Origin of the sequence: Actinomyces sp. 2119 (assembly GCF_003591215.1) — a bacterium.
Classification (GTDB): Bacteria; Actinomycetota; Actinomycetes; order Actinomycetales; family Actinomycetaceae; genus Actinomyces; species Actinomyces lilanjuaniae.
Genome location: NZ_QYRR01000003.1, coordinates 48,910 through 74,346, shown reverse-complemented (window position 1 = coordinate 74,346; position 25,437 = coordinate 48,910). Strand labels below are relative to the sequence as shown.

The 25,437-nt window shown below is 68.1% G+C and carries 17 protein-coding genes; 14 read left to right on the top strand and 3 right to left on the bottom strand.

Features of this window, described 5'->3' with window-relative positions; translation table 11 throughout:
- Positions 1 to 13 precede the first annotated feature (13 nt).
- Entirely contained in the window at positions 14 to 1,144 is a 1,131-nt protein-coding gene (locus D4740_RS04105; RefSeq protein WP_205570099.1) for a PHB depolymerase family esterase, read from the bottom strand.
- 457 nt (positions 1,145 to 1,601) lie between these two features.
- Here D4740_RS04105 and rpsO point away from each other — a divergent pair, with 457 nt between their 5' ends.
- Positions 1,602 to 1,871 (top strand): 30S ribosomal protein S15, encoded by a 270-nt coding sequence (gene rpsO / locus D4740_RS04100; protein WP_119835686.1) that lies wholly within the window; start codon positions 1,602 to 1,604, stop codon positions 1,869 to 1,871.
- A 43-nt stretch (positions 1,872 to 1,914) separates the two neighbouring features.
- Here rpsO and fucO read toward each other — a convergent pair whose 3' ends face one another.
- On the bottom strand, positions 1,915 to 3,066 hold the full coding sequence (gene fucO / locus D4740_RS04095; protein WP_119835685.1) for a lactaldehyde reductase: 1,152 nt from the start codon (positions 3,064 to 3,066) through the stop codon (positions 1,915 to 1,917).
- 505 nt (positions 3,067 to 3,571) lie between these two features.
- On the opposite strand from fucO, the gene D4740_RS04090 reads away from it, so the two are divergent.
- The 9 genes from D4740_RS04090 (at position 3,572) to D4740_RS04050 (ending at position 18,110) form a co-directional block, all read left to right on the top strand.
- Complete coding sequence (locus D4740_RS04090) at positions 3,572 to 5,926, top strand: polyribonucleotide nucleotidyltransferase (RefSeq protein ID WP_119835684.1); 2,355 nt, start codon at positions 3,572 to 3,574, stop codon at positions 5,924 to 5,926.
- Positions 5,927 to 6,335: 409 nt separating this feature from the next.
- Entirely contained in the window at positions 6,336 to 7,838 is a 1,503-nt protein-coding gene (locus tag D4740_RS04085) for a catalase (protein WP_119835683.1), read from the top strand.
- Between the two features lie 290 nt (positions 7,839 to 8,128).
- Positions 8,129 to 9,610: a pitrilysin family protein gene (locus tag D4740_RS04080; protein ID WP_119835682.1), complete on the top strand. Its 1,482-nt coding sequence runs from the start codon at positions 8,129 to 8,131 to the stop codon at positions 9,608 to 9,610.
- A 432-nt stretch (positions 9,611 to 10,042) separates the two neighbouring features.
- Positions 10,043 to 12,094 carry a beta-glucoside-specific PTS transporter subunit IIABC gene (locus tag D4740_RS04075; RefSeq protein ID WP_119835681.1) on the top strand — a complete coding sequence of 684 codons (2,052 nt, stop codon included), beginning with the start codon at positions 10,043 to 10,045 and terminating at the stop codon, positions 12,092 to 12,094.
- 20 nt (positions 12,095 to 12,114) lie between these two features.
- Positions 12,115 to 13,668 carry a 6-phospho-beta-glucosidase gene (locus tag D4740_RS04070; protein ID WP_119835680.1) on the top strand — a complete coding sequence of 518 codons (1,554 nt, stop codon included), beginning with the start codon at positions 12,115 to 12,117 and terminating at the stop codon, positions 13,666 to 13,668.
- Between the two features lie 97 nt (positions 13,669 to 13,765).
- On the top strand, positions 13,766 to 14,635 hold the full coding sequence (locus D4740_RS04065; RefSeq protein WP_119835679.1) for a PRD domain-containing protein: 870 nt from the start codon (positions 13,766 to 13,768) through the stop codon (positions 14,633 to 14,635).
- Positions 14,636 to 14,905: 270 nt separating this feature from the next.
- Entirely contained in the window at positions 14,906 to 15,658 is a 753-nt protein-coding gene (gene dapB / locus D4740_RS04060; protein ID WP_119835678.1) for a 4-hydroxy-tetrahydrodipicolinate reductase, read from the top strand.
- Positions 15,659 to 16,488: 830 nt separating this feature from the next.
- Entirely contained in the window at positions 16,489 to 17,358 is an 870-nt protein-coding gene (locus D4740_RS04055) for an ATP-binding cassette domain-containing protein (RefSeq protein WP_119835677.1), read from the top strand.
- Positions 17,355 to 18,110 carry a hypothetical protein gene (locus tag D4740_RS04050; RefSeq protein ID WP_119835676.1) on the top strand — a complete coding sequence of 252 codons (756 nt, stop codon included), beginning with the start codon at positions 17,355 to 17,357 and terminating at the stop codon, positions 18,108 to 18,110. The genes D4740_RS04055 and D4740_RS04050 overlap by 4 nt, the downstream gene beginning before the upstream one ends.
- A 78-nt stretch (positions 18,111 to 18,188) precedes the next feature.
- Here the strand turns inward: D4740_RS04050 and D4740_RS04045 are convergent, their stop codons facing one another.
- The gene (locus tag D4740_RS04045; protein WP_259390654.1) at positions 18,189 to 19,211 is read right to left on the bottom strand and encodes a GNAT family N-acetyltransferase; all 1,023 of its coding nucleotides are present in this window, start codon (positions 19,209 to 19,211) and stop codon (positions 18,189 to 18,191) included.
- A 398-nt stretch (positions 19,212 to 19,609) separates the two neighbouring features.
- On the opposite strand from D4740_RS04045, the gene dapA reads away from it, so the two are divergent.
- The 4 genes from dapA (at position 19,610) to D4740_RS04020 (ending at position 25,267) form a co-directional block, all read left to right on the top strand.
- The gene (gene dapA / locus D4740_RS04040) at positions 19,610 to 20,518 is read left to right on the top strand and encodes a 4-hydroxy-tetrahydrodipicolinate synthase (protein ID WP_119835675.1); all 909 of its coding nucleotides are present in this window, start codon (positions 19,610 to 19,612) and stop codon (positions 20,516 to 20,518) included.
- A gap of 337 nt (positions 20,519 to 20,855) precedes the next feature.
- On the top strand, positions 20,856 to 21,065 hold the full coding sequence (locus D4740_RS04035; protein ID WP_119835674.1) for a hypothetical protein: 210 nt from the start codon (positions 20,856 to 20,858) through the stop codon (positions 21,063 to 21,065).
- 548 nt (positions 21,066 to 21,613) lie between these two features.
- Positions 21,614 to 23,761, top strand: a complete 2,148-nt coding sequence (locus D4740_RS04025) for a beta-galactosidase (RefSeq protein WP_119835673.1) — start codon at positions 21,614 to 21,616, stop codon at positions 23,759 to 23,761.
- 54 nt (positions 23,762 to 23,815) lie between these two features.
- The gene (locus tag D4740_RS04020) at positions 23,816 to 25,267 is read left to right on the top strand and encodes a glycoside hydrolase family 30 beta sandwich domain-containing protein (protein ID WP_119835672.1); all 1,452 of its coding nucleotides are present in this window, start codon (positions 23,816 to 23,818) and stop codon (positions 25,265 to 25,267) included.
- The last annotated feature ends 170 nt before the right edge of the window (positions 25,268 to 25,437 follow it).

The window sequence follows — 25,437 nt, the reverse complement described above, 5'->3', positions numbered from 1 at the left end:
CTGCCGCAGGCGGCTACCGGCCGGGGTGCTTGGCAAAAAACTCCCACATCAGCTCCGAGGCGCCGATCTCCTGAGAGACGGTTCCCAGCTCGCCGAAGTCTGCCTCGCTTCCCGGCCAGGTGTGGCCCGCACCAGTGAGGGTGTAGCCCTGTACTCGCCCGGAGCCGCCGGAGCAGTCGTTGTAGGAGGTGAGCAGCACCTGCTCGCTGACCTGGGTCTGAGTGGGCGGCTCGGTGCACTGGTTGAGCTCCGCCCAGCGCCCCAGAGCGGTGTTCACCGAGTAGCCCCAGCGGGGGTCGGCATTGCCCTCGTAGGGGTTGACCCAGTCGTCGGTGCCGTGAAAGGTGAGCACGGGGACCCCTGTAGCCGGGTCACAGGTCAGAGGGTCGGTCTCGGAGGTGTTGTCGTAGGCGGCCCTGCCCGCGCGCAGCCCGGCCACGGGGGCGATCGCGGCAAGCAGACCGGGCCGGGCGCAGGCCAGGGCGCTGGCCATGCGCCCGCCACCGGAGAAGCCGGTGGCGTAGACACGTTGGGAGTCCACGCAGGCCGTCTGGACCAGGTGGTCCACTACCGCAGTGAGAAAGGCGACGTCGTCACGGGCGTCCTCAGGAGGGTAGTCTCCCGCGACCATCGGGACGCCGGGGACGTTCCAGGCCCAGCTCCCGTCGGGGAGCGGGCTGTCCGACTCCAGCGGGATCGCGGCGGTCGGCTGGGCCACGACGAAGCCGTGAGCGTCGGCGATCTCGTCCAGACCGCTGATCTGCGCCTGGGCGGTAGCGTTGGCACCGGAGCCGTGAAGGTCAAGGACCAGCGCCAGGGCCTCCTGGTCAGTCGCCGGGGTGGCTTGGTCGGGGAGCTCGTCGCGGGTGCCGTCTTCGGCACCCTGGATAGAGGGCTCCTCGGGCAGGTGGACGCGGACGGGGTAGCGCTGCCCGGAGAAGGTGACCTGCACGGTGGTCGTGCCAGGGGACAGCTGCGAGTCGCACCCCGTGCTGGCGGGGCTGGCAGTCGCCGTGGGTGCGGCCGAGGGGCTGTGGGTGCCGGGCTCGGGGAGCAGGTAGGTGGCCATGCCGAGAAACACGACGACGGACAGGAAGACGCACAGAAAGAGGGCAGGCAGGGTGCGGCGGCTCCGGCGGTGCATCGATCGGTCCTTTCCGGTCGTTGGTGCTGGTAGGGGGGTCCTGGTCGGGTGGGGGCTGGGAGGATATGGGAGCGGAGGGGCGTAGGGGGTGGAGGGATGGCCGGGGGCACGGTGTCGGCCCCGCGGCATCTGTGGCGGGAGTGGTTGCGGGAACGTGGCTGGCGCGGCGTCAGGCAGACCGGGCTGGAGTCTACCGTCGTCTCTGATCGTGCCCGCATCCCCTCCCTGCCAGGGTGCCTTCCTGTCGGCTGCCTCATGGAGTCCTCGTGGGCTGCCTGTGGGGCGTTTTCCAGGCGCCCTGCTGGTGCTGTTCGGTAGGTGTTCTGCCCCACAGGAGGTGGTGGCGCAGGACCCCGCCTCCGCTGGTAGTCTTGCGCCGCCGTAGACCGGCCGCGGACGAGTCATGCCCGGGAGAACCTGCCCCGGTGCTCCGCGCAACGAGACTTGAGGAGTCCGAATGTCGATCAGCCCCCAGCGCAAGCAGCAGCTCGTCGCCGAGTACGCGACCCACGAGGGCGACACGGGCTCACCCGAGGTCCAGGTCGCCATCCTGACCGAGCGCATCTCCAACCTGACCGAGCACTTCAAGGGCCATATCCACGACCACCACTCGCGCCGGGGGCTCTACCTGCTCATCGGTAAGCGTCGCCGCCTCCTGGACTACCTCATGAGGGAGGACATCGAGCGCTATCGCTCCCTGATCGCCCGCCTCGGTATCCGCCGGTAGGGCGGGCGGTGGACACAGGCTCGTCCCGGGGCTGCGCCTGTCTTCACAGCAGCGAGGTGTACAGGGTGTGAATGTCCTCGCGGGTGGCGGGGCGTGGGTTACCCGGAGTGCACACGTCGGCGAAGGCGTCGTCGGCCAGGGCATCGATCCCAGAGGCGTCCACGCCGATCTGCGAGATCCTGGTCGGGTTGCCCAGCTCCTTTGCCAGGGTGGCGACGGCGTCGACGGCGGCGGCGCGCGCCTGGTCCAGTGGCATGGTCCGGGAGTCGGCCACGTCGAAGGCTTGGGCTATGTCTCGGTACTTCTCCCCGGTGTGCTCGGCGTTGAAGGCCATGACCGGGGCCAGCAGGATGCCGTTGGCTACGCCGTGAGGGGCGCCGTAGCGCCCGCCCAGCGGGTGGGCCATGCCGTGGACGAGCCCTAGGCCCACGTTGGAGTAGGCCATGCCGTTGATGTAAGCCGCCAGGCCCATCTGCTCTACCGCCTCCGGGTCCCCGTCGGCGGCGGCGCGCAGGCTGGCGGCGATCATCTGGATCGAGCGCAGGCACAGAGCGTCGCTCAGCTCCCAGGCGCCCGGGGTGACGTATCCCTCGATGGCGTGGGTCAGCGCATCCAGGCCAGTGGCCACCTTGAGGGAGCGGGGCATGCCGTCCATGAGGTCGGGGTCGACGACAGCCACAACTGGGATGTCGTGCGGGTCCACGCACACGAACTTGCGCTGCGCGGAGGTGTCGGTGATGACGTAGTTGATCGTGGTCTCGCTGGCGGTTCCTGCGGTGGTGGGAACCCCGATGATCGGCACGCCCGGGTTCCTGGTCGGGGACTGCCCCTCCAGGCTCACGACGTCCTCGAACTCCGGGTTGGTGGCGATGACGGAGATCGCCTTGCAGGTGTCCTGGGGCGAGCCCCCTCCCAGGCCGATGAGGACATCGGCCCCTGACGCCCGGAAGGCGGCCAGGCCTGCCTGGACCTTCTCCACCGGCGGGTTGGGCACGACGTCGGAGAAGATGTCCCAGGGCACGCGGGCCTCGTCCAGCAGGTCGGTGACCCGTCTTACGGTACCGTTGCCCACTAGGGCCGGGTCGGTGACGATGAAGGCCCTGGTCAGGTTCCGGCGGATGATCTCGGGGGCAATGGAACTGATCGAGCCACGACCGAAGTAGCCGGTCTGGTTGAGGATCATGCGGTGGGTCATGGCGGTCTGTCCTCTCTGGGGGGCTGACGGTGCCCCTCTGGCTTTGTCGGGTGCTGGTTCCTGGTGGTCTTGCTGGCACGATGGCACTCTGGGCTGCGCGGCACCAGAGCCCCAAGGTCCCGGGTTGGTGGCGAGACGACGCTGGGCCGGGGGCGAGGGGAGGCGTACCTACGCGGCCGATCTCACGTGACCCGCTGGTCACCTTGGCGCCACAGGCTGTGTTCGCACGGTATTATCCACTGCGGCTGCTCTCAAGGCGCCTGCCAGCGCCCCGATCTGAGCGGCCTCGCGCGCGGGGCAGACAGGTCTCCGCGCCGCGGATGTCGGCCGCCGTCGGTTTTCGGTGGTGGCCCCCGGAATCGGGACCTCTTGCCAGGCACGTTGTGGCTCTCAGGGTATGCTCCTTGGGGTCACGCAGCGGGTTGGGCGGGGTGGTACCTGCTTGCGTGGGCCTCGATCGAAGGCCACGGCCTGGCCCAGATCACGAGAAAGAGACGCATCGCAGATGTTCATTGATGATCCCGAGGTCACTGCCGCGGAGGCAGTGATTGACAACGGCCCCCTTGGCAAGCGTGTGGTTCGCTTCGAGACGGGTCGTCTGGCCAAGCAGGCTGCTGGAAGCGCCATGGCCTACCTCGACGGTGAGACCGCCGTCCTGTCCGCCACGACCGTCGGCAGGCAGCCCAAGGACCAGTTTGACTTCTTCCCGCTCACCGTCGACGTGGAGGAGCGTCAGTACGCGGCAGGCAAGATCCCCGGATCCTTCTTCCGGCGCGAGGGCAGGGCCGGCACCTCGGCCATCCTCGCCTGCCGTCTCATCGACCGTCCGCTGCGCCCCTCCTTCGTCAAGGGGCTGCGCAACGAGGTCCAGGTCGTTGAGACGGTCCTGGCGATCCACCCTGATGACGACTACGACGTCCTGGCTATCAACGCCGCGTCCATGTCCACCCAGATCGCCGGCCTTCCCTTTTCCGGGCCGGTGGCAGGCACCCGTATCGCGCTGGTCAACGGCAGCTGGGTCGCCTTCCCCCGCTACTCCGAGCAGCAGCAGGCCACGTTCCAGATGGTGGTGGCCGGCCGGGTCCTGGACTCCGGTGACGTGGCTATCATGATGGTGGAGGCCGGTGCCACCGAGAACGCCTGGGACCTGATCAGGGCCGGGTCCGTCGCCCCCACCGAGGAGGTCGTTGCCGAGGGCCTGGAGGCGGCCAAGCCGCATATCAAGGCGCTGTGCGAGGCCCAGGGCGAGGTAGCCGCCCACGCCTCCAAGCCCACGGCGGAGTTTCCCCTCTACCTGGACTACACTGACGAGCAGTACGACGCTGTGGAGAAGGCAGCGCAGGCCCGTGGTCTTGCCGCAGCCCTGGCCACCGAGGGCAAGCAGGCTCGTGACGAGGCCGTGGACACGGTTAGGGAGCAGGTGCTCGCCGAGGTCGGTGAGTCCTTCCCCGCCGAGGAGGACCTCAAGGCCCTCAAGGCCGCCTTCCGCTCCGTGACCAAGAAGATCGTGCGCCACCGCACCCTGACCGAGGGCGTGCGCATGGACGGCCGCGGCCTCAAGGACATCCGGACCCTGGCCGCGGAGGTGGAGGTCCTGCCCCGCGTCCACGGGTCGGCTGTCTTCGAGCGGGGGGAGACCCAGATCCTGGGGGTGACCACGCTCAACATGCTGCGCATGGAGCAGCAGGTGGACGACCTCTCGCCCGTGACCCACAAGCGCTACATGCACAACTACAACTTTCCCCCCTTCTCCACCGGTGAGACCGGGCGTGTGGGTGCTCCCAAGCGTCGAGAGATCGGGCACGGCAACCTGGCTGAGCGTGCGCTAGTGCCGGTGCTGCCCAGCCGGGAGGACTTCCCCTACGCCATCCGCCAGGTCTCGGAGGCGCTGGGCTCCAACGGGTCCACCTCCATGGGCTCGGTGTGCGCCTCCACGCTGTCCCTGCTTAACGCGGGCGTGCCGCTGCGCGCACCTGTGGCCGGCATCGCCATGGGGCTCATGCACGAGGTGATCGACGGCGAGACCCGGTGGGCCACGCTCACCGACATTCTGGGAAGCGAGGACGCCTTCGGCGACATGGACTTCAAGGTCGCCGGCACGCGGGACTTCATCACCGCCCTGCAGCTGGACACCAAGCTGGACGGCCTGCCCTCCGAGGTCCTGGCCGGGGCGCTGGGGCAGGCGCGCGACGCCCGTCTCTTCATCCTGGACGTGCTGGCACAGGCTATTGACGCCCCTGACGAGATGGCTCCCACCGCTCCGCGGGTGCTGACCGTGCAGATCCCTGTGGACAAGATCGGTGAGGTGATCGGCCCCAAGGGCAAGATGATCAACCAGATCCAGGAGGACACCGGCGCCGACCTCACGGTCGAGGACGACGGCACCGTCTACATCGGTGCTGCGGACGGCCCCTCGGCGGAGGCTGCCCGCGAGGCCGTCAACGCCATTGCCAACCCCCAGATGCCGGAGATCGGCGAGCGCTTCGTGGGGACCGTGGTCAAGACCACGACCTTCGGCGCCTTCGTGTCCCTGACCCCGGGGAAGGACGGGCTGCTCCACGTCTCCCAGATCCGTCGGCTGGTGGGCGGCAAGCGTGTTGAGAACGTTGAGGACGTCCTCAACGTGGGTGACAAGGTCCAGGTCGAGCTCGCGGAGATCGACCAGCGCGGCAAGCTCTCCCTCAACGCGGTCCTCACTGACGAGCAGCTGGCTGCCGAGGCAGAGAACGAGGCCGCTCGCAAGGCGGTGAGCCACTCCGAGCACTGGGGCCGCCGGGACCACGATGGTGACGGCCAGCGGCGCGAGCGCCGTCCGCGTCGGCGACGTACGCGTGCGGTGGACTACTCCGAGGACGAGTAGAAGTCCGCTGCGACCAGGGCGTCCTCGGCAGCTGCTGCTGGCACTGCTAGTCGTTGTTGGTCGTTACTGGTCACTACTGCGGTGGGGCCGGGCCGGAAGGCTCGGCCCCACCGTGCGTGCTCGGTCTGTTCCCCTAGTGGGTCCGTGATCCTTCTGTCTGGTAATTCGCAACAGGAGGGTGATGAATAGGGGGAGGCGTCGGCCTTGTCGTGACACGGTCGACGCTGGTGAGCGCTGTCGTTGGTGCGGGTCTTCTGGCGATATTCTCCCGATTGACGCTCCTCCCGGTGGCTGTGGCCGCAACCTGCTGGTGATCTGAGGCTCTTCGTGCTTCTATTGTGCCTACCGTCGATGAGGAGGTAATACTTTGGAAAAGCCGATTAATCCGAGTGGCGGATCTGGGTCCACGATGGCTAACGGCGCCCCGGCCACGAGCGAGCGTCACAGCATCACCCTGGGACCGGACGGGCCGCTGCTGCTCCACGACCACCACCTGGTCAGTTCCCTGGCTCATTTCAACCGCGAGAACATTCCTGACCGCAAGCCCCACGCCAAGGGCTCGGGAGCCTTCGGTGAGCTGGTCATCACCCACGACATCAGCCGCTACACCAAGGCTGCCGCTCTGCAGCCGGGTGCGCGCACGCGCGCACTACTGCGGTTCTCCACCGTCGCAGGGGAGGCCGGGTCGCCTGACACCTGGCGCGACGTGCGCGGTTTCGCCCTCAAGTTCTATACCAGCGAGGGTAACTGGGACCTGGTGGGCAACAACACCCCGGTCTTCTTCCTGCGGGACCCCATGAAGTTCCCCCACTTCATCCGCAGCCAGAAGCGCCTGGGGGACAAGGGCCTGCGTGACCAGACCATGCAGTGGGACTTCTGGACTCTGTCCCCAGAGAGCGCCCACCAGGTCGCTTACCTCATGGGGGACCGGGGCCTGCCGCGCACCTGGCGGCACATGAACGGCTACGGGTCCCATACCTACATGCTCATCAACGAGGCGGGTGAGCGGTTCTGGACCAAGTTCCACTTCCACACCAACCAGGGTGTGGAGAACTGGGGCGGCCAGGACGCCGAGGAGCTGGCCGGGGTGGACGCTGACTTCCACCGCCGCGACCTGTTCGAAGCCATCGAGCGGGGCGACTACCCGAGCTGGACGCTGTCCATCCAGGTCATGCCCTACGAGGAGGCCAAGACCTATCGGATCAACCCCTTCGACCTGACCAAGACCTGGCCCCACGCGGACTACCCGCTCATCACCGTGGGGACGCTGACGCTCAACGAGAACCCGGAGAACTTCTTCGCCCAGATCGACCAGGCGGCCTTCGCCCCCTCCAATATCGTCCCGGGCATCGGGTTCTCCCCAGACCGTATGCTGCTGGCCCGTGTCTTCGCCTATGCCGATGCCCACCGGGCCAGGCTCGGCGTCAACCACGACCAGCTGCCGGTCAACCAGCCCTTGCCGGAGGTGCGTGAGCACGCCAACACCTACACCTTCGACGGGCCGATGCGCTACTTCCACTCTGGCGGCCAGCCGACCTACGCCGCCAACTCTGGTGGACGCCCTTATGCTGACGAGCAAGGTCGCCTGGAGGACGGGTGGGAGGCTGACGGCGAGATGGTGGTCGCCGCCCAGACTCTCCGGGAGGACGATGACGACTTCAGCCAGGCTGGCATCCTGGTGCGTGACGTCTTTACCGAGGCCCAGCGCCGACGGCTGGTAGAGACGGTCTCGAGCAGCCTGGTCCAGGTCGAGCGGCCCGAGGTGCTGGAGCGTGCCCTGTGGTACTGGGACAGTATTGACGCAGCTGTCGGCCAGCGCATCAGGGACGCCGTTGCCCGGCTCTCCTCCCAGACAGGGACCGTCTCGGTGGAGCGAACGCCGCTGCGGGAGGGAGACTCAGAGGAGGAGTGACTTACGAGGGGGCTCGGCCTGGGTGCAGCCCCCCAGGGCGGATCGCCTGACCTGACGGGTGGGCCCACCCTCCCGCGAGGAGGCCAGTCTCTGTGTTGTGATACTGCATTCTCTGGGTAGGGCGGGATAGTCCCTGTGAACACTTCCATCTCAGTGGGAGCCGTGCCAGGTGGGCTGGCACGGCTGCCACCCGGGTGGAGAGTGTCAGCAAGGACTGGCTGCGTGCCAGGTGGGTTGACACCTGGGGCCGGCCTGCTGGAGCCCTCGCTGTTCGGTAGGCTCAGCCGGTGATGACCAGTGCAGCAGGTAGTGCGGCACGCAGCGTGACAGCTCGTGCCGCTGACGGTAGGGCAGGTAGTACGGCAGGTGGTGGCGCAGAGCCAGCGTCCGGCTCCTCCCCGGGGGCCGGGGCGGTGACACCTGTCGGCGGTGTGGAGCTCTCTGAGGGATACACCGAGGTCGAGCTGGTGCGTGGCGAGCCCGGACAGGCAGGCACTGAGTTCTCGCTGGAGGATGACGGCGCGTTGACGCGCCGCAGCGTGCTTCCCGGTGGCGTGCGTGTCATTACTGAGTCGGTGCCAGGCCTGCGCTCCACGGCGATCGGTCTGTGGCTGGGGGTGGGCTCTCGTGACGAGGCCAGCGGGCAGGAGGGCTCGACCCACTTCCTGGAGCACCTGCTGTTCAAGGGCACCGCGACTCGCAGTGCCAGCGAGATCGCCGAGGCCTTCGACATGATCGGCGGTGAGGCCAACGCCGCCACCTCCAAGGAGCACACCTCCTACTACGTCCGGGTCCTGGCCCCTGACGCCATGGGGGCTGTGGACGTCGTGACGGACATGGTCACCTCCTCCCTCCTAGACCCTGATGAGGTGGAGACCGAGCGGGGCGTCATCGTCTCCGAGCTGGCTGAGGCCGCCGACGACCCTGCCGAGGTCGCTCAGGAGGCCTTCGCCCGGGCCGCCTTCGGGGAGGGGACCCCGCTGGGGCGGCCGATCGGCGGGTCCTACGAGACCGTCTCCGAGGTGTCGCGCGACGCCGTGTGGGACCACTACCGGCGCACCTACGCCTCCGACGCCCTGGTCGTGGCTGCTGCCGGAGCGGTGGACCATGACGAGCTGTGCGAGCGGGTCAGTCAGGACCTGGCTCGCGCGGGGTGGGACTCCTCCCCGGTGGCACCCAGGCCGCGTCGTTTCGAGGCCGAGCCCGTCACGCCCCTGGAGGTTCACGACGTGAGGGTGGGGCGTGACACGGAGCAGGCACATCTCTACCTGGCCTGCCAGGGCATCCCGGTGCGTGACGAGCGCCGCTGGGCCATGAGCGTGCTGACCACCGTGCTAGGCGGGGGTATGTCCTCGCGCCTGTTCCAGGAGGTCCGGGAGAGGCGCGGGCTGGCCTACACCACCTACGCCTTTGATATCTCCTACGCCGGGGCGGGGGCCTTCGGCCTGTACGCGGGCTGCGCGCCGCGCAACGTGGAGGAGGTGGGGGCAGTCATGCTCGGCGAGTTTGAGAAGCTGGCCGCCCACGGGCCTACGCAGCAGGAGATGGCTCGCGCTCGCGGCCAGCTGCGTGGCGCCATGGTGCTGGGAGGCGAGGACTCCCTGGCCAGGATGAGTCGACTGGGCCGCAGCGAGGTGGTGACCGGGCGCCTGCGCTCCATGGACCATAGCCTGCACCTCCTGGACCAGGTCACCGCCCAGGAGGTGCGTGACCTGGCCGCGTGGCTGGTCAGCCAGGAGCGCTGCCAGGTACTGGTGGGACCGGGGGACTGACGCGCTCCCCAGGTCCTCCTCCTGAGAGCGTGGTCGCCACGCCTCCCCGGGACCGCGCCCCTGGACGGCACGTCTCGGGTCCTCTCCGCAGGCCCCGGCCTCGCACTGCCTGCTCCGGGCCGCACTCCACGACGATCCGCCTGATGGGGCGCGGAGCCTCTCTCACGGGCATACCGGGTGAGTCTCGCCGGGGGCTTGTCTGTGGCGGTGGTGCCGCGTAGTCTAGGGCATGGTCGTCGGGCCTGTTACTCCGTCGAGGCAAGAACCCGAGGTCGGTAGCGGTACCCAGTATCCTGCGTTCCTGGACGCGGGGTCGTGTGGTGCCACGCCTGAGGCGGCACGCCTCGCGCTGTAGCGTAGGCGCTATAGTGCGTGGTCTTCCTTGGCCGTCACAGGGTTCGACTGTCCCGTTCCGTAAAGGAGAGACCCTCAATGGCTGAGAAGGTCCGCGACTACCCCAGACTTGCCCACGACATCATTGAGGTCGTCGGTGGTGGAGACAACATCCGGCAGGCCTCGCGCTGTGCCACCCGGCTGCGGCTGGTGCTGGGCACCACACCGGAGGGCGCCAAGGACACGATCTCCCAGATGCCCGGTGTCATCACCGTCGTCGAGTCGGGAGGCCAGTTCCAGGTCGTCATCGGCAACCACGTGACCGAGGTCTACGACGCTGTTGCTAAGGAGCTTGACCTGGCCAACCGCACAGGCTCGGAGGCCGAGGTCCCCAAGCAGTCGGTCCTCAACCGTGTCATTGCCACGATGTCGGGCGTCTTCGCTCCCTTCATCTACGTGCTGGCTGCGGCTGGCATCCTCCAGGGGGCGCTGATCATCACCCGTATGCTCTACCCGGACTTCACCGACACCGGGACGGACCAGGTGCTGTCCTTCATGTCCTGGACGCCCTTCACGTTCCTGCCTGTCCTCATCGCGATCACCGCGTCCCGCCACTTCCAGACCAATACCTACGTCGCGGTCCTGTGCTGCGCGGCCATCATGAACCCGGACTGGACCACCATGGCGGAGTCCATCTCGCAGGGGGAGACCATCAGCTTCCTCACTATCCCCATGTCGCCCACCGTCTACACCTCCTCGGTGCTGCCTCCCCTCATCCTGGTGTGGCTGCTGTCCTACCTGGAACGCTTCCTCAACAACCACCTCCCGGCAGCGGCCAAGCAGCTGTTCACCCCTTTCTTCTGCCTTGTCATCATGGTGCCCCTGACCTTCCTGGTCATCGGTCCGCTGTCCAGCTCGACAGCCACGGGTATCGCCAACGGCTACAACTGGCTCGTCGAGGTCGCTCCGGTGATCGCTGGTGCCGTCATCGGAGGTGTGTGGCAGGTCGCTGTCATCTTCGGGGTCCACTGGGGGGTTACGCCCATGGTCCTGGCCAACTTTGACAACTACGGCCAGGACACCTTCCAGGCCTTCCAGACCGCGGCGGTCATCGGCCAGGTCGGGGCGGCCGTGGGCGTGCTCATCCGCACCCGCTCCCGCCAGATGCGCGGGGTAGCCGGATCCGCCGCCGTCACCGGTATCTTCGGCATCACCGAGCCCACCATCTACGGTGTCACCCTGCGGCTCAAGCGTCCCTTCGTCATGGGCTGCCTCGCCGGGGCGGCCGGCGCGGTCGTGGTCGCCCTGTTCGGCTCCCACTACTACGCCTACGCAGGTCTGCCCGGTCCGCTGACCATCCTCAACAGCTACTCCGAGACGGCTTCAGGCTCCCTGGTCGGTGAGGTCATCGGCTGCCTGGTGGCCTTCCTGGGTGCGATCGCCCTGGTGTGGGTCACCGGTTTTGAGGACCCCAAGGACCCTGAGGACCCTGCCGAGGCTGGTGGGGCCGCCGGTGCAGACGGGGCCGAGGTCTCTGCGGCGCCTGGTGCGATGGTCTCCCAGCTGGGGGAGGAGAACTATGACGCCGAGCTGGCAGCGGCCTCCCAGCGCTATGCCGTGGCCAGCCCGGTCTCCGGCGAGCTCGTGCCCCTGCGTGACGTCCCTGACGCCGTCTTCGCCTCGGGTGCCATGGGCAAGGGTGTGGGCGTGGAGCCCAGCGAGGACAGCATCTACGCGCCCTTTGACGGCAAGGTGGTCATGGTGCCGGCTACCAGGCACGCGCTGGGGCTGATCTCCTCCGACGGGGTCGAGCTCCTCATCCACATCGGTATCGACACTGTCGAGCTCGACGGCAAGTATTTCACCAGCCACGTCGAGGCAGGCCAGGAGGTGAGGGCTGGCGACCTGCTGATGGAGTGTGACCGCGAGGCTATCACCGAGGCCGGCTACAAGACCGTCACCCCGGTCATCGTCACCAACGCCGACGCCTATGACAAGGTGCTGCTCTACCCCCAGTCCAGCGTCAGGCACGGTGAGGAGCTGGCTACGGCCCTCCTGACCGGCTCTGAGGGCGTTGAGGACGAGGCTGAGGACGAGGCGCAGGTCTCCGGGGCGGCCGTCTCCCAGGCACAGGCCGGGGACGAGTCCTGACGGGCGGGAGGAGCACACCCATGACAGCCCAGTCGTCCCAGTCCTCTCGCCCCAGTCCGTCCTCTCCGGGCGCGCAGCCCTTCCGCCAGGACGTGGCTGGCGACCCGTGGGGCCTGCCGCCTGATGTGGCCGACACCAGGCCTCTGCCCGCGGACTTCCTGTGGGGAGGTGCCGTGGCTGCCCACCAGCTGGAGGGCGGGTGGGACGTCGGCGGCAAGGGGCCCTCGGTCGTGGACGTTCTCACCGCGGGCGCCCGTGGCGTGCCACGGCGCATCACCGAGCGCGTCGAGCCCGGGGAGTACTACCCCAACCATGAGGCGATCGACTTCTATCACCGCTACCGGGAGGACATCGCGCTCATGGCCCAGATGGGCCTGAGGTGCCTGCGCACCTCCATCGCCTGGTCCCGGATCTTTCCGAGGGGCGAGGAGGCCGAGCCCAACGAGGAGGGGCTGGCCTTCTACGACGCCCTCATCGACGAGCTCCTGGCCCACGGCATCCAGCCGGTACTGACCTTGTCCCACTTTGAGATGCCCTTGCACCTGGCTCGCAGCCTCGGCGGCTTCCGCAACCGGGAGGTGGCTGACCACTTCGTGCGCTTCGCCCGGGTGTGCTTCGAGCGCTACGGGGACAGGGTCACCTACTGGATGACCTTCAACGAGATCAACAACCAGATGAACGTGGACAACCCCCTGTTCCTGTGGACGAACTCGGGGGTGACCCTCCAGGCGGGCGACGACCCTGTGGAGGTCATGCTGCGCACCGGACACAACGAGCTGGTGGCCTCCGCACGGGCGGTCGTGGTCGGCCATGGGCTTAACCCTGCCTTACGCATCGGCTGCATGATCTCTTCCCCGACCATCTACCCCTGGTCCTGCGACCCGCAGGACATGATGGCCTTTGCCGTCGCCAACCGCGACCGCTTCCTCTTCCCCGACGTCCACGTGCGCGGCCACTACCCGGCCGCCTGGCAGCGGCGCGTGGAGCGGGAAGGGTGGGATCTGGGCGTCCAGCCCGGGGACGCTGAGATCCTGGCAGCCGGGACGGTGGACTACATCGGGTTCTCCTACTACATGTCCCAGGTGGTGCGGGCCGGGGCCCGGGCCGACACCTCCACCAGCCTCAACGGAGGCATGCCCAACTCGGTGGACAACCCTCACCTGGCCTCCACCGACTGGGGCTGGCCGGTGGACCCGGTGGGCCTGCGCTACACGCTCAACATGCTCTACGAGCGCTACGAGCTGCCACTGTTCGTGGTGGAGAATGGCTTCGGGGCTGTGGACCAGGTTGAGTCGGACGGCTCCGTGCACGACCCCCAGCGTATCGACTACCTGCGCTCCCACATCGACCAGCTCAAGCGGGCCGTGCTCGACGACGGAGTGGACCTCATCGGCTACACCCCCTGGGGGATCATCGACCTGGTGTCCTTTACCACCGGTGAGATGCGCAAGCGCTACGGCATGATCCACGTCGACCGCGACGACGCGGGCCAGGGCAGCCTGGAGCGGCGGCCCAAGGACTCCTTCGAGTGGTACCGCAGGGTCATCGCCTCTAACGGCGCGCAGCTCTGGTAGGAGTACGGACCCTCTGGTAGGAGTACGGACCGGGGAACACACGGTCTGCGGAGCGGGATCTGTGGAGCAAGGTCCACGGGACAAGAAGGACACGAGGATGTCGGATAGCGCCGGGGCCAGGGCCTGGCAGATCGTCAGGGTGCTGAACAACAACGCCGTGCTGGCCCGGGACCGTGACGCGGGCCAGGCGGTGCTCCTGGGGCGGGGGATCGGCTACGGCAGGCACCTGGGCGACCCGGTTGACGCCGGGTCCGTCTCAGAGATCTTCGTCCCTGACGCCGAGCACTCGGTGCCCGGGCTGGTGTCCTTCCTGTCTGAGACCCCGCTGGAGACCGTCCGGCTCGCCTCGGAGGCACTGGAGCCGGTGCGCGCCCAGGGGAGGGTCGCGGTCAGCCAGTCGCTGCTGCTGGCCGTGGCCGATCACCTGCGCTTCGCGGTGGAGCGCAGTCGCCGCGGTATCGTCGTGGACCACCCGCTGCGCTGGGAGGTCCAGCAGCTCTACCCGGAGGAGACCCGCTGGGGAAGGCAGGCGGTGCGCCTGGTGGAGGACTGTCTGGGCGTGCGGCTGGACGACGGAGAGGCCACTACCCTGGCCCTGCACCTGGTCAACGCCCAGTTCGCGGGCTCCGACCTGGCTCCCACGGTGCGGATGACCAGGACCATCACCCAGATCCTGGGCGTGGTCTCCGCCGTGCTGGGCATCCAGGTGGATGAGCAGGCTATGAGCGCGGCGCGCTTCGCAACTCACCTGCGCTACCTGTTCGTCCGGCTGGAGGACGGCCGCCAGATATCGGATTCTTTGGAGGACCTGGTCACGCCGATCCGCCAGGCGCAGCCCCTGGCCTTCCGCGCCGCCTCTCGCGTGCGCGCGCTGCTTGAGGTCAACGGGCCGTGCCTGACCGACGCCGAGCTGGCCTACCTGACCCTCCATATCGCCCGCCTGGCCAGCGAGTGCCAGCCCCGATAGAGGTCCCCTGCGCGCTCGCCCTCGCTCTCGTGCTCGGTGCGTGGTCCCGGTGGCGCCCGGTAGGTGCCCAGGCTAAATCAACGGGGATCGGTGTGGGGACGCGGCGGGTCGGCGGAGCAGAGTGTTCTGCGCGCAGCTGGTCAGTGCCACGGCGGGTGTGGCTGTCCCGTGCTGGTGCTGGTCCTGTGACGCCCAGCGTGGTGCTGGACAGGCTGCTAGGCGTGGGTGGTGCCGTGAGTCGGCTGCGGCTACAGCTGCTAGGGTCGGGCCATGAGCATCACTGTTGCTGTCATCGGCGCCGCCGGGCGCATGGGCTCTACCGTCTGCCAGGCGGTGGAGCAGGCCGAGGGGCTAGAGCTTGTGGCCCGCCTGGACGTGGGGGACACCATCGACGTCGAGCACCTGGGCGGCGCCCAGGTCGCTGTGGACTTTACTGTTCCTGGGGTGACTGAGGCCAATGTCCACGCCCTCGTTGACGCAGGGTGTGACGTCGTCGTGGGCACCACCGGGTGGACCGAGGCAGCCTACGAGCGTGTGCGCGAGCACCTGGCCCGCCCTGAGGCGGCGGGGCGCAGCGTGCTCATCGCCCCCAACTTCGCGCTGTCTGCGGTGCTGGCCATGAGCCTGGCTGCCAGGGCCGCGCGCTTCTTTGAGTCCGCCGAGGTCATTGAGCTCCACCACCCGGACAAGGTGGACGCCCCCTCGGGGACAGCGGTGGCTACCGCACGGGGGATCGCCGCCGCCCGGGCGCAGGCAGGTCTGGCACCGGTTCCTGACGCCACCCAGACGGACCTGCACGGCGCGCGGGGCGCGGTCATCGACGGTATCCACGTCCACGCCGTGCGCCTGCGCGGGCTGACGGCGCACGAGGAGGTGGTCCTGGGCAACCCGGGGGAGCAGCTGACCATCCGTACCGACTCCTTCGACCGCTCCTCCTTTATGCCTGGCGTCATCCTGGCGGTGCGCCAGGTGGGCTGGCTGGAGGGCCTGACAGTGGGGCTGGACGCAGTGATGGAGATGTAACGAAGCATAAATGTATGTGATGCATCTCATTGAGAGTAAAGAAAATCGGCAGTATTGTGAACTGCGACACATCCGCGTCTGCTAAACTACTTACATAAGGACCCGCCAACAACGTAGCCCGCAATCGAAACCAACCGCCCAGAGGCAGAGTGGTAACGCATGGTGTCCGAGCGGACAATGCAAGCAGCGCCGCGAGGAACCGCACATGTTTCTCCTAGACTTACAACGGCCCGTCTTCTGTTTCTTGCTGGAGCAGCGTTGTGTTGCGCGTTCCTGGTTGATGCGTGCCTCTCGTCGCAACCGCTTGCTTTTGAGCCTACAAGCGTCAGGGCCACCATTGTAGTCTACTGCGTCCTCATTGTGGAGCAGCTGGTCTGGGTGCGCCTCCTCGCTAGTGCGACTCCTGTCCGAGTCAGGTGGGCAGGGTGGACAGCTTGGGTACATATGGTGTTCTTTGGCTCCACTAGTTTACACCAGCAAGGCGACGCGAGCATCACAGCACTGCTGTGCGTATATGCCATGTTCGTAATCAGTACGATAAATGCCATATGTCTTCGAGAAAAGATGATCCTCAATCAGAATCCAATGCTCTAGATGAGCTAAGTCGACAAAAGCGGCATGATGTTACTGACTGATAGGTTGAGGGGAATGGGGGTCGCTGTTATCTGTGCAACTCATAGGAAATCTACGTTGAAATATGCGGACGCTGTTTATGAGATTTCTGGTGGAACTGTTGTAAAAGTTCGCTCCAATAGTTGGACGAGCAGCGTGTAGGCCGTATTTGTTTACGTAGTTTGTTGGGGGTGTAGATGTCGTTAGTTGTCACGTTGATGGATAAAGTCTATGACCACGTCCAGGCGCTTCGGGGCGCTTCCTTTGAGGTTCCCGACGGCGCTGTCACCTGCCTGGTGGGGCCTAACGGCGCCGGGAAGACCACCGCGCTCAAGGCGCTGGGTGGACTGGTAAGGCCTGACGGGGGAGAGGTCCAAGTGGACGGTGCCGCACCGGGGACCTCCTCCTTCCCCCTGGGGCACCTGGGGCTCGTGCTCGGACCGGACCACTGGGTGGAGTCCCGCACCGGCTTCCACAGCCTCAAGGGTCTGGCCATGACCTCCGGGGTCCCGGAGAGCCGGGTCAGGCAGTGCCTGGAAGAGGCCGGTATCGCGGCGGTGAGGGACCGCAAGGTGAGGACCTACTCTCTGGGAATGCGCCAGCGTCTCTCGCTGGCGGCTGCCATGCTGGGCCAGGCCCGCAACCTTGTCCTGGACGAGCCCTTCAACGGCCTCGACCCCGAGGGGGTCCGGTGGCTGCGCGCCCTCCTGCGCAGCCAGGCCGAGGAGGGCAGAGCCGTCCTGGTCTCCTCCCACCTGCTCGCCGAGGTCGAGGACATAGCCGACCGCGTCGTCGTCCTCACGGAGGGGCGGGTCCTGGCCCAGGCCTGGACCGATGACGTGCGACGCTCGAGTGGGGTCCTGGTCCGCTCGGGTGAGCGTGCCCGGGTCCTCGTGCTGGCACGGGCCAGACAGTGGCAGGTGGAGGAGCACGAGGACCAGGACACGGTGCTCATAGACGCGGAGATTGAGGAGGTCCAGAAGGCCTTCTCCCAGGAGGGGCTCTCCTTCACCGAGATGCGCCAGGCCAGCCGCACGCTGGAGGACTGGTTCTTCCACGTGCTGGAAGAAGGAGGCCAGGAGTCATGACTGGTGACCGTGCCGCCCCGTCGACGGTGACCTGGCGCCGGGTGCTGGCTGGCGAGCTCGACAAGGCGGTGAGGACACGCTCGGTCCAGGTCCTGGTTGTCCTCGAGCTGTGCGTCGTAGGCTTCTTCTCCTCCTACGTCGGAGTGCCCGGGGTCCAGGCGGCCTGCGTCCCGGCAGGCCTTGCAGGCATCGTCATCGGCGGGGCGGAGTACGCCTCCGGCGCCATCATGCCCACGGTAGTTGCGGTCGGCAGCCGCTCCAGGCTGTTCTGGGCACAACTGGTCTGCGCCGCAGCGGTCCCGGCCCTGCCCGCGCTGATGCTCATGCTGGGGCTGGCCCTGACCACCAGGCCCTACATGGACTACCAGTCCGTCCCCTTCGACCTGGCCACCTCCCTGGAGGCCGTGGTCCGGGCGGGACTGGTACTGGCCCTAGCCAGCGCGGCTGGCGCCCTGCTGTCCATGGGAACACGCCTGGTCGCGACCGCCTCCATCATCTTCGCCCTGGCGATCGGGGGCGCCCAGGTCATGAGCGCGGTGGCTGTCTCGCTGCTGATGCCCGGGCGGGGAGCGGCGCTGTTGTACCCGGTGTACGCGGTGACGCCCAACGCGGTCCTGGCCAGGCTGCAGGGCGTGGCCAACACCCCCTCCATCTGGCTGGAGGAGCCAGCGGTAACGGTGCTGCTGGCCGTGGCCTGGTGCCTGCCCCTGTTCCTGTGGGGCTACCGCAGCCTCACCAGGAAGGACTTCTAGGAGCTGGCCTGGGGTCTGTGAGGCGCCCGCAGGGTCCCGGCTGGTGCACGCGCGGTGGGTGCCCACAGTCCTGGCACGCTACAGCTGCGCCACCCAGCAGTCCTCGGTGACCCCCTGGCCCACGGGAAGCCCACGGTGCGCCCCGGTGGGGGCCAGGCCGACCGAGCGCAGGAACCGGGCCAACGAGTCGTCACCGCGCACCGCCCAGACCACCAGCGCCCTGGCTCCTCGGTCTCGCGCCGTGTCAGCAGCAGCAGCCAGCAGGCGGGAGCCGTGACCACGACGCTGGTAGGCCGGGTCCACGCCCAGGGCCGTGACCTCGGCTGCGGGCAGGGACGCCCGGTTCTCGGTCGGCCGTGAGTCCCGAGGGACCGGGAGGCTCGGGGGGACCTGCGACCTGTTCGCATCGGTAAGTGCAGGGGGCTTGGTCCCGGCAGCGGCGGGCACGACGGACTCAGAACCGGTGCGCCCTGTAGCGACACTCCCGGTGCCGTCAGCCCCGGTGCTGTCAGTTCCACCAGGCTCGGAGCTGTCAGCCCTGCCAGGCTCGGAGCTGTCGGGGGCAAGGGGCTGGGTACCCACTGACCGGGTCGGGGCCAGCCCCAGCAGGCCGACGACCGTCCCCTCCTGGGTGGCCACGAGCACGTGGTGGTCCGGGGACGGGGGAGAGGTGACAGCCTCCTGCCAGCCGGTGGCCACAACCGGGGGCGCGACCATGGCGCGCACACCTTCGGGCAGGTCCGTGCCGTGGGCGCTGCGGTGGCCTGCCTCCAGGGATGCCAGCATGGACGCGGCGTGGACGGTGCCGATCGCGGTGAGGTCGTCGGGGCGGGCCTCCCGCACAAAGCCGGTGACGCCCGCCGGGCCCGTGCCGTCGGTACCAGCGCCCTGGGAAAGGCCACGACCGGGGCTGTGCTTCGCGGGGGTGGCGTGACCGCTGAGATAGTCGAGGTGGCTGGTGCGGGCGTCCAGATCCGCGATCGCGCTTCCCGCCATGTCCGGTGCGGGGCTGTCTGGCTGCTGTGGGAGCTGCGTCGGCTCTGGCGCGGCGTCGTCGTGGCCGGTGGGCTCTGGCACCTCGGGCGTGTGGGGAGCGGTCATGCTCCCAGCCTATCCGTCTGCACATCGTCAACGGGCTGCTGCGCAGTGTCGCCAGCCCTGGCGGCAATCGACCGGCGATGTTCTGCGGAGAGGCAGTAGTCAGGAAGTGCTGCTGTCCCACTGATGCCCCAGGTCGCGGACCGAAGATGTGCAGCGAAACCTTCGCTGCACATCTTCAGACCCCTCGCGCGCTGCTGAAGCCACGCGTTGCTCTCCGGAACCTTGTCATACCGCCAGATCGTGTTGGCGGGACCTGTCCGCGCCCCCTCCAAGATGTGCAGCATGCCTGAATATGCCTGAAGTGGTAGCACGCCTGGAGAGGTCGGGGTAGGTGGCCGTGCGCGATCATGGTCCCAGGAACCACGGAACAGGTGCTGCGGCACCGGTAGGCTTGTTCCATGAGCACCGCTGCCTCCCGCACCTTCGGCTCCGTCGGCGTCGCCATGGTCACGCCTTTCACCCCTGACGGCAAGGTGGACGTGGACGCCGCCTGTGCACTGGCGGTCAGCCTTGTGGACGACGGCGTGGACACGGTCCTGCTGTCGGGCACCACTGGGGAGGCCCCCACTACCCACCTGCCGGAGAAGCAGCTGCTCATCAGGGAGGTCCGGGCGGCACTGGGGGAGCGGGCTATGGTCATCGCCGGGGCAGGCTCCAACGATACCGCCCACGCGGTACGCATTGGCGTGGGCTCCCAGGAGGCGGGGGCGCAGGGGCTCCTGGTCAACGCCCCTTACTACAACCGCCCCAGCCAGGAGGGTGTCTACCGCCACATCATGGCTGTGGTGGAGGCCACCGACCTGCCGATCATGATCTATGACATCCCCGGACGCGCCGGAGTGCGGATCAGTGACCAGACCTTGGCCCGCCTGGCCGAGCACCCCCGCGTCAAGGCGGTCAAGGATGCCACCGGTGACGTCGAGCAAGGCTTTGAGCGCATGGAGTCCACAGGACTGGAGTACTACTCCGGCGACGACGGCCTCAACTTTGCGTGGCTGACCCACGGTGCCTCCGGCGTCGTCTCCGTAGTGGCTCACGCTGATGCGCACTCCTGGCGGGAGATGATCGCTGAGGTCGACTCTGGGGACCTAGCAGGTGCCCGGGCCGTCGCCCAGCGCATGAGGCCCCTGGTACGGGCCATGATGGGGGGTGGCCAGGGGGCGGTCATGGCCAAGGAGGCCCTGGTGCTCCAGGGGCGCCTGCCCTACGCGGGCCTGCGCCTGCCCCTGGTACGCGCGCAGGCGGCGGAGGTCGAGGCGCTGCGCACCACCCTGGAGGCCTGTGGGCTGCTGGCGCAGGGAGCCTGACTGCTGCGTGCCCTAGGTCTGCTGGCCCTGATGGCAGCAGACCGCTGGCACGCGGCTCAAGGGCAGTCCGAAAGGGCGCGGCACGACGGGCTCTGCGGTCGGCCTGGGCGGCCTTCGTCCCCTGCCGACAGCGCTGTGAGGGTGGTCTCCTCCTTCTGGGGGAGGCCTGGTTCGGTTTTTCCTTCCCGGGGGTGATTCGCGGTCGGTGCGTCTCTTGTGGAATAGGACGTGTCAGGTCGGCAGCCCGCTGGCCGTCTGCGCCCCCTCCGCAGTCTCCTGGGAGCCCCCGGCTCCTAGGTGCTCGGCCGGGGCTCGACCCTGAAAGGACCGTACAAAGATGCTTCTGTCTCTCAGCCGCCTCGCCGGATGGGTCCTTATGGCCCTGGGGTCCATGATGGTCCCCCTGGCCGCCGCGCTCAACCAGCCGGGGCTGCAGGCCCTGGCCATCATCGTCCTGCTCGCTGCCACGGCCGCCTTAAGCGCCTCGCTCAAGGAGGACAGCACCGGCAGGTGGTGGACAGACGGGCGGGACGCGTCCAGGCCCTGACCAGCACGGGCGGCCGTACGCGAGCCGCCCGCCTGGCACTTACGCCTGGGGACAGAGCGCACACAGAACGCACAGAGAGCTGAGCCGGGTGCCTGTCGTGCCAGTGCCTTGCGGTCCCCACCGGTTAGGAGCCGCTCTCCAGCAGCCTGCGCCTGGCCTCCCGGCGCAGCATGTCGCCGGTGAGCAGCCAGCCGTCCCCTAGCACAGCAGCCGTAGTCGTCCCGGGGTCCTCCCACTACCCGGCGAAGACCTGGGGCCGCGCACCAGGGGCTCGCCCGGCTCGCCGTCGGGCACCTCCCGGGCGAGGTCGGGGTCGTCGGGGTCCGCCACACGCACGTCGGTATATGGCTGTAAATCAACGAAATGAAAGGCCCCCGGGCCGGTGGTGCTGTCGCGTTCGAGCGCACAGCGGCCACCGGCCCGGAGTGCTGTCCTCGGGCGTGGCCGGAGAACTCCGGCTCGCGACCGTGTCTTCCCTTCCACGCCCATCTGACCTACTATCTAGTAACTACTAGATAAGCGGCGAGGGCGCCGCACAGGAGGGCACAATGACGCAGTACCCGGACCGGCTCATCTTCGGAGCGGCCTACTACGACGAGTACACCCCCGCTGCCGCGGGCCCGGACCGGCTCGAACGCGACATGCAGATGATGATGGAGGCAGGCTTCACCACGATCCGCATCGCCGAGTTCACCTGGGGCACCTGGAACCCCGCCCCCGACGCCTTCGACTTCACCCACATCGACCGCGCCCTTGACGCCGCGCAGCGCCACGGCCTCGACGTCATCATCGGCACCCCCACCGCCGCCATCCCCACCTGGCTGGCCTCCCGCCACCCCGAGGTCCTCGGTGTCACCGCCGCCGGACCCAACAAGTACGGGCCGCGCCAGAACATGAACATCCTCGCCCCCGCCTACCGCCGCTACGGCGAGGCGGCCATCCGTGCCCTGGTGGAGCACACCGCGCCGCGCGCGAACGTGGTCGGCTTCCAGCTGGACAACGAGACCAAGTACTACGACGCCGCCAACCCCGACATCCAGCGCGCCTTCGTCGACCATCTCAAGGACCGCTTCGGCGACGGGCAGGAGGGCCTCAACGCTCTGAACTCAGCGTTCGGCCTGAACTACTGGTCCAACCGGGTGGGTGCCTGGCAGGACTTCCCCGACGTCACCGGTACCATCAACGCCTCCCTGGCGGCCGCCTTCGACGCCTTCCGTCGCGGCCTGGTCACTGACTTCCTCGCCTGGCAGCGTGCCATCGTCGACGAGTACCGCCGCGAGGACCAGCTCGTCACCCACAACTTCGACTACGAGTGGCGCGGCTACTCCTTCGGCATCCAGCCCGCCGTTGACCACTTCCAGGCCGCCGACGCCGTCACCCTGGCCGGTGTGGATATCTACCACCCCGGCGAGGACCAGCTCACCGGCAGGGAGATCGGCTTCGGCGGCGACATCTCCCGCTCCCTGAAGGACGGCGACCCCTACCTGGTCATCGAGACGCAGGCGCAGGGGCAGATGGGCTGGCTGCCCTACCCCGGCCAGCTGCGCCTGCAGGCATACTCCCACCTGGCCTCCGGCGCCTGCGGCGTCATGTACTGGCACTGGGGCTCCATCCACAACTCCTTCGAGACCTACTGGAAGGGCCTGCTCAGCCAGGACTACACGCCCAACCCCACCTACCGGGAGGCGGTCGCGATCGGCCGCGAGCTGGCCGAGCATGCCGACTCGCTCACCGGCCTGCGCAAGTACAACCGGATCGCCGTCATGGTCTCCAACGAGGCCTACACCGCCCTGGAGTGGTTCAGCCTCGAGGCCGGCTTCCCCCGCCAGTACGCGGGCGGTGGCGCCAACTACAACGACGTCTTCCGCTGGCTCTACGACGCCCTGTTCGACCTGAACCTGGAGGTTGACGTCGTCCCCGCCGATGCCCCCGTTGAGCGCCTTAACCGCTACGCCGCACTGATCGCCCCCGCCCTGTACGTCACTGCCCAGGCCACCACCGACGCCCTACGCGCCTATGTGGCCGGCGGCGGCCACCTGGTCACCACCTTCCGCACCGGCGTCGCCGACGAGAACCTGCAGGTCTTCACCGACCGCCAGCCCCATGGCCTGTCCGGCCTGCTGGGCCTGGGAACCGACCAGTTCACCCGCCCCGACGGCGTCGCCCTGCGCCCGGTGGGCGCGCTCGCCGCGGCCCTGGACGACGGCGTCGCCGGCCCGACAGATCCGGCAGTCCCGACAGAGCTGGCCGCCTCCACCTTCATGGAGCTGCTCACCCCCGTCGACGCCGACACTCTCCAGGGTGACGCCGAGGTGGAGGTGCTCGCCGAGTACGACCACCACACCTGGTCCGGGCCGGCGGTGGCCACCCGCGCCGTCGGCGCCGGCTCGATCACCCACCTGGCCACCATGACCGCCCCGGCGCTGACCCGCGCCGTGCTGCGGCTGGTGGCAGAGCGGGCGGACGTGACCGACTGGGCGCAGGACCTGGTCGGCACCGTCACCGTGCGCCGCGGCACCAACGGCCGCGGCCGGGGGCTGAGCTACTTCCTGAACTACTCCCGTGACGCCGTCGAGATCGCCCTGCCGGAGGGCGGTGAGGACGTCCTGGGAACCGTCGTCGCCCCGGGCACTCGCCTGGAGTCCGGCGCCACCGTAACCATTCCCGCCTGGGGCGTCCTCCTCGTCGAGGCCTGAGCCGCCCCGGCAACCCGCAATGAAGCACACAAACTGCACCATTGGGAGAGCACCATGACCGACACCAGCCCAGCCAGCCCCCTCGCCGTCGGCGCCGACGGCTTCCAGTTCTACGCCACCACCGAGGCCGATCCCTGGTTCACCCCGGAAACGCCCGTCACCATCGAGCCGATGCAGACCTTCCCCGGCACCTTCCTGCGCCTGGACGCGCCCGCCCAGGAGATCGACGGCTTCGGTGTCTGCTTCAACGAGCTCGGCTGGGTGGCGCTGTCCCGGCTGTCTGAGGCCGAGCGCAACGAGGTGCTGCGGCAGGTCTTCGCACCCGGCGTTGGCACCGACCTCACCGTGTGCCGCATGCCGGTGGGCGCCAACGACTTCGCCACCGACTGGTACTCCTACGACGAGGTTGACGGCGACTTCGCCCTGGAGCACTTCAGCGTCGAGCACGACGACGCCACCCTGGTGCCCTACATCCAGGCCGCCAAGGCCCACCGGCCCGACCTGACCCTGTGGGCCTCCCCCTGGGGGCCGCCGTCCTGGTTCAAGCGCAACAAGCACTACGCCTGCGCCGCCCCCAACCCGATGAGCGAGCAGACCGCCTTCGACAACGGCCTGCCCCCGGACAACCAGATCGAGGAGGGCACCGACGGGCTGATTCTCACCGAGGAGGTGCTGGACGCCTACGCCCGCTACTTCGGCAAGTTCATCGACGCCTACGCCGAGCGCGGCATCGACATCTCCATGGTCATGCCCCAGAACGAGTTCAACTCCGCCCAGATCTACCCCGCCTGCACCTGGACGTCGGAGGGACTGATCGCCTTCCTGAAGCACCTGGTCCCCGAGATGGAGCGGCGCGGCGTGAAGGTCTTCTTCGGCACCATGGAGCGCCCGGACGACACCATGGTGGAGAAGGTCCTGGCTGATCCGGAGGTGGGCCCGCACATCGCCGGTGCCGGCTTCCAGTGGGACGGAAAGCGGGCGGTGCCCTTTGTCCACCACAACCACCCGGAGCTGAAGATCTACCAGTCCGAGCAGGAGTGCGGCGACGGCAGGAACGACTGGCGCTACGCCCGCTACGCCTGGACGATGATGCGCCACTACTTCAACAACGGGGCCTGCGTCTACGACTACTGGAACCTGGCGCTGGACGAGGGCGGCGTCTCCCGCTGGGGGTGGAGCCAGAACTCCCTGGTGACCGTGGACCCTGAAACCGGCAAGAGCCGCTTCACCTACGAGTACTACGTGCTGCGGCACCTGTCCGGCTTCGTGCAGCCGGGCGCCCGCTTCGTGCCGACGCTGTCCTACACCGGGTATGAGAACCTGCTGGCCTTCCACAACCCCGACGGCTCGGTGGTGGTGGCCGCCCAGAATGACATGACCACTCCGCAGGAGTTCGTGGTGGGCGTGGGGAACAGGAACGTGTCCTTCACCGCCCCGGCCGACTCCCTGGTGACCGTGGTGGTGCCCGCCGAGCACGTGGAGGTGGCCTCCAAGCCGCTGGCCTGAGCGGTGCGCGGGAGCGGCCCCCGCAGGACGGGCGGGAGCGGCAGAGGCCTTGGTCTACCATCCGTAGCCTTCGCGCCTCGGAGTGCTCCTGCCAAGCCCCGGCCACGCCTGCAGCCCGCTGTTCCCGCCCGCGCTCGCAGCTTGCTGTTCCCGGCTGCGCTCGCTTGTAG

Excerpts from the sequence above, each read along its gene's own strand:
- D4740_RS04105 (WP_205570099.1), bottom strand. The coding sequence starts at position 1,144 with ATGCACCGCCGGAGCCGCCGCACCCTGCCTGCCCTCTTTCTGTGCGTC.
- rpsO (WP_119835686.1), top strand. The coding sequence starts at position 1,602 with ATGTCGATCAGCCCCCAGCGCAAGCAGCAGCTCGTCGCCGAGTACGCG.
- fucO (WP_119835685.1), bottom strand. The coding sequence starts at position 3,066 with ATGACCCACCGCATGATCCTCAACCAGACCGGCTACTTCGGTCGTGGC.
- D4740_RS04090 (WP_119835684.1), top strand. The coding sequence starts at position 3,572 with ATGTTCATTGATGATCCCGAGGTCACTGCCGCGGAGGCAGTGATTGAC.
- D4740_RS04085 (WP_119835683.1), top strand. The coding sequence starts at position 6,336 with ATGGCTAACGGCGCCCCGGCCACGAGCGAGCGTCACAGCATCACCCTG.
- D4740_RS04080 (WP_119835682.1), top strand. The coding sequence starts at position 8,129 with ATGACCAGTGCAGCAGGTAGTGCGGCACGCAGCGTGACAGCTCGTGCC.
- D4740_RS04075 (WP_119835681.1), top strand. The coding sequence starts at position 10,043 with ATGGCTGAGAAGGTCCGCGACTACCCCAGACTTGCCCACGACATCATT.
- D4740_RS04070 (WP_119835680.1), top strand. The coding sequence starts at position 12,115 with ATGACAGCCCAGTCGTCCCAGTCCTCTCGCCCCAGTCCGTCCTCTCCG.
- D4740_RS04065 (WP_119835679.1), top strand. The coding sequence starts at position 13,766 with ATGTCGGATAGCGCCGGGGCCAGGGCCTGGCAGATCGTCAGGGTGCTG.
- dapB (WP_119835678.1), top strand. The coding sequence starts at position 14,906 with ATGAGCATCACTGTTGCTGTCATCGGCGCCGCCGGGCGCATGGGCTCT.
- D4740_RS04055 (WP_119835677.1), top strand. The coding sequence starts at position 16,489 with ATGGATAAAGTCTATGACCACGTCCAGGCGCTTCGGGGCGCTTCCTTT.
- D4740_RS04050 (WP_119835676.1), top strand. The coding sequence starts at position 17,355 with ATGACTGGTGACCGTGCCGCCCCGTCGACGGTGACCTGGCGCCGGGTG.
- D4740_RS04045 (WP_259390654.1), bottom strand. The coding sequence starts at position 19,211 with ATGACCGCTCCCCACACGCCCGAGGTGCCAGAGCCCACCGGCCACGAC.
- dapA (WP_119835675.1), top strand. The coding sequence starts at position 19,610 with ATGAGCACCGCTGCCTCCCGCACCTTCGGCTCCGTCGGCGTCGCCATG.
- D4740_RS04035 (WP_119835674.1), top strand. The coding sequence starts at position 20,856 with ATGCTTCTGTCTCTCAGCCGCCTCGCCGGATGGGTCCTTATGGCCCTG.
- D4740_RS04025 (WP_119835673.1), top strand. The coding sequence starts at position 21,614 with ATGACGCAGTACCCGGACCGGCTCATCTTCGGAGCGGCCTACTACGAC.
- D4740_RS04020 (WP_119835672.1), top strand. The coding sequence starts at position 23,816 with ATGACCGACACCAGCCCAGCCAGCCCCCTCGCCGTCGGCGCCGACGGC.